Genomic DNA, 1205 nt, shown 5'->3' with positions numbered 1-1205 from the left:
ACAAGATGCTTCCTGCTCGCCTGAAGGGTATCCTGGCGCCCATGGTGATGCTTCTGCTCATCGCCCTTAGTGGGTGTGGGGGCGGGTTAGCAAGTGATGTAAAAGTCCTCGAAGAAGCTGTTGCCAGCCAGGACTGGGATACTGTTTCCGTTTTAAGCAAAAAAATGGTGCAGGAACACCCTGAACGACCGGAAGGCTATTACTTCCAGGGCGTCTACTATTACCACCAGAAGGCATGGCAACAGGCCATCGATAACCTGAAAAAAGCCACCGAACTCGCTCCTGCTTACGCCAGCAAAGGTGGAGACATGCTTGCCGACAGCTACATACAGCTGGGAATAAAGCTATTTAATCAAGATTACCAACAAAGCCTGGAGCTTTTTAAGAATGCGTCGGAAGCCTCCAGGGATAAAAGCACAGGCCGGAGAATAGCCGGGATCATCATGGACGAGGTAAATAAAAAAACAGCGGGTAAAAACTTTTATGACCTCAAGGATTACCTGCCCCTGCTGCAAGCCGCCCTGCAATATGACGCCGCCAACGAAAGGGTCTTATTTTATACCGGCGTGGCCTGCAGGTTGAGAAATGAAAACGAAGAAGCCATTAAATACTTCGATCAACTAGCACCCAGGCTGGCACCCGACAGCCTTCCGGACAGGCTCTTTCATTTTCCCAGCGACGCTTATTTTGTTGCCGGCAGAAATATGGAGTATCAGTTCTTACAGGCGGGGCGAAATGATTTCCAACCTGTTATCGATCTCTACCGGAAATCCCTGGCATGGAATGACAAAAATGACTTTACCCTACAGCGGATGACCTGGTTGATGGTAACCCTGGATCGGAAGGATGAAGCCCGGGAGTATTTCCGCCGCTGGCAGGCAGTTACACAAATGCCTTTAAGCACCGCCGAATTCGAGCAGGTACTTGCTTCCAGGGAAAGTCTCCCGGCGAAACAACTGAAAATTAAACCTGGTGAAGAACTGGTAAGAAAAAATGAGGGGCCGCAATTTGACTACGAGCTCGTGTGGACCGGTGATGGCCGTAACCTGTTGCTGGCTGAGTGGGACGAAAAAAATATTAAAATCTCCCGGTTAAACCCGGAAAAGGAAGGGCAGGAAACTATCTACACCGGGGAATGGACGGGAGAACGCCCCGCCATGCAATCTATTGACGGTAAAATAGTTTTGCGCAACGGTAAAGAACTG

The 1205-nt window shown here is 49.8% G+C and carries 1 protein-coding gene; it reads left to right on the top strand.

What is annotated here, in order from left to right; genetic code table 11:
* Window positions 1–1205 (top strand): tetratricopeptide repeat protein (locus tag MOST_RS17205; protein WP_161952809.1); only part of this gene is annotated, 1205 nt, incomplete at both ends.

Source organism: Neomoorella stamsii (genome assembly GCF_002995805.1).
Taxonomy (GTDB): Bacteria; Bacillota; DSM-521; order Neomoorellales; family Neomoorellaceae; genus Neomoorella; species Neomoorella stamsii.
The sequence above is the reverse complement of the archived record's forward strand: the minus strand, read 5'-3'. Positions and strand labels throughout refer to the sequence as shown.